Annotated in this window: 1 rRNA gene; it reads left to right on the top strand. The window is 50.9% G+C overall.

Annotated features, from left to right (window positions below):
* The first annotated feature begins 25 nt into the window (after window positions 1-25).
* Window positions 26-2,935, top strand: a 23S ribosomal RNA gene (locus EDC56_RS00255).
* The last annotated feature ends 22 nt before the right edge of the window (window positions 2,936-2,957 follow it).

Below are 2,957 nucleotides of genomic sequence, written 5' to 3'. Positions count from 1 at the left end.
GTAGACCCGATTATTTCGGTTATATGGTCAAGTGACTAAGCGTATACGGTGGATGCCTTGGCAGCTAGAGGCGATGAAAGACGTTGGAGCTTGCGATAAGTCCGGGGGAGGTAGCAACCACCCATTGATCCCGGAATTTCTGAATGGGGAAACCCACCTAACATAAGTTAGGTATCTTCTTACTGAATATATAGGTTTGAAGAGGCGAACTGGGGGAACTGAAACATCTAAGTACCCCAAGGAATAGAAATCAATTGAGATTCCCTGAGTAGCGGCGAGCGAAAGGGGATCAGCCTGCAAGTAATAGCAGACGTGTTAGTGGAATGGTCTGGAAAGTCCAGCGATACAGGGTGATAGCCCCGTACACGAAAACGCGACTGTGGTACTAAGCTTGCGACAAGTAGGTCGGGACACGAGAAATCTTGACTGAATATGGGGGGACCATCCTCCAAGGCTAAATACTCCTAGCTGACCGATAGTGAACCAGTACCGTGAGGGAAAGGCGAAAAGAACCCCGGAGAGGGGAGTGAAATAGATCCTGAAACCGTATACGTACAAGCAGTGGGAGCAGACTTGTTCTGTGACTGCGTACCTTTTGTATAATGGGTCAGCGACTTAATGTCAGTAGCAAGGTTAACCACTTAGGGGAGCCGTAGGGAAACCGAGTCTTAATAGGGCGAATTAGTTGCTGGCATTAGACCCGAAACCCGGCGATCTATCCATGGGCAGGTTGAAGGTTGAGTAACATCAACTGGAGGACCGAACCCACCTATGTTGAAAAATGGGGGGATGACTTGTGGATCGGAGTGAAAGGCTAATCAAGCCGGGAGATAGCTGGTTCTCCTCGAAATCTATTTAGGTAGAGCGTCGTATATTACCCACGGGGGTAGAGCACTGTTTGGGCTAGGGGGTCATCCCGACTTACCAACCCCATGCAAACTCCGAATACCGTGGAGTAGCAGTACGGCAGACACACTGCGGGTGCTAACGTCCGTAGTGGAAAGGGAAACAACCCAGACCGCCAGCTAAGGTCCCAAATATCAGTTAAGTGGGAAACGATGTGGGAAGGCTTAGACAGCTAGGAGGTTGGCTTAGAAGCAGCCATCCTTTAAAGAAAGCGTAATAGCTCACTAGTCGAGTCGGCCTGCGCGGAAGATGTAACGGGGCTCAAACTGATAACCGAAGCTGCGGATACTTGCTTGCAAGTATGGTAGAGGAGCGTTCTGTAAGCCGTCGAAGGTGAACTGTGAAGTTTGCTGGAGGTATCAGAAGTGCGAATGCTGACATGAGTAACGATAAGGGGAGTGAAAAACTTCCCCGCCGGAAGATCAAGGTTTCCTGCTCAACGCTAATCGGAGCAGGGTTAGTCGACCCCTAAGGTGAGGCAGAAATGCGTAATCGATGGGAAACAGGTTAATATTCCTGTACTTCTATATAGTGCGATGGAGGGACGGAGTAGGCTAGGCCAGCGCGGCGTTTGGTTGTCCGCGTTTAAGGTTGTAGGTTGGTGACTTAGGAAAATCCGGGTCGCTAAGACTGAGAACCGATGACGAGCTCTTACGCAAGTTCGAGCGAAGTGGTCGATGCCATGCTTCCAAGAAAAGCTTCTAAGCTTCAGCTATATAGGAATCGTACCCCAAACCGACACAGGTGATCAGGTAGAGAATACCAAGGCGCTTGAGAGAACTCGGGTGAAGGAACTAGGCAAAATGGCACCGTAACTTCGGGAGAAGGTGCGCCGCTGACGGTGATGGAATTTACTTCCTAAGCTGTCGGTGGTCGAAGATACCAGGTGGCTGCAACTGTTTATTAAAAACACAGCACTCTGCAAACACGTAAGTGGACGTATAGGGTGTGACGCCTGCCCGGTGCCGGAAGGTTAATTGATGGGGTTAGACTTCGGTCGAAGCTCTTGATCGAAGCCCCGGTAAACGGCGGCCGTAACTATAACGGTCCTAAGGTAGCGAAATTCCTTGTCGGGTAAGTTCCGACCTGCACGAATGGCGTAATGATGGCCACGCTGTCTCCACCCGAGACTCAGTGAAATTGAATTCGCAGTTAAGATGCTGTGTACCCGCGGCTAGACGGAAAGACCCCGTGAACCTTTACTATAGCTTGGCACTGAACTCTGAACATATCTGTGTAGGATAGGTGGGAGGCTTTGAAACTGTGTCGCCAGATGCAGTGGAGCCAACCTTGAAATACCACCCTGATATGTTTGGGGTTCTAACTCAGGTCCCTTATCGGGATCGAGGACAGTGTCTGGTGGGTAGTTTGACTGGGGCGGTCTCCTCCCAAAGAGTAACGGAGGAGCACGAAGGTACGCTAATCATGGTCGGAAATCATGAGTTTAGTGCAAAGGCATAAGCGTGCTTGACTGCGAGACTGACAAGTCGAGCAGGTACGAAAGTAGGTCTTAGTGATCCGGTGGTTCTGTATGGAAGGGCCATCGCTCAACGGATAAAAGGTACTCCGGGGATAACAGGCTGATACCGCCCAAGAGTTCACATCGACGGCGGTGTTTGGCACCTCGATGTCGGCTCATCACATCCTGGGGCTGAAGCCGGTCCCAAGGGTATGGCTGTTCGCCATTTAAAGTGGTACGCGAGCTGGGTTTAGAACGTCGTGAGACAGTTCGGTCCCTATCTGCCGTGGGCGTTGGAGAATTGAGAAGAGCTGCTTCTAGTACGAGAGGACCGAAGTGGACGAACCCCTGGTGTTCCGGTTGTCACGCCAGTGGCATTGCCGGGTAGCTACGTTCGGACGGGATAACCGCTGAAAGCATCTAAGCGGGAAGCCTCCTTCAAGATAAGTTCTCCCTGAGGGTTTAACCCTCCTTAAGGGCCGTTGAAGACTACGACGTTGATAGGTCAGGTGTGTAAGTGCTGTGAGGCATTGAGCTAACTGATACTAATTGCCCGTGAGGCTTGACCATATAACCCAAGTGCTTGGGTTAT

This window comes from Sinobacterium caligoides (genome assembly GCF_003752585.1).
In the GTDB taxonomy this organism is placed as follows: domain Bacteria; phylum Pseudomonadota; class Gammaproteobacteria; order Pseudomonadales; family Sinobacteriaceae; genus Sinobacterium; species Sinobacterium caligoides.
Note: the sequence above shows the minus strand (reverse complement) of the source record. Positions and strands in the feature narration are given on the sequence as shown.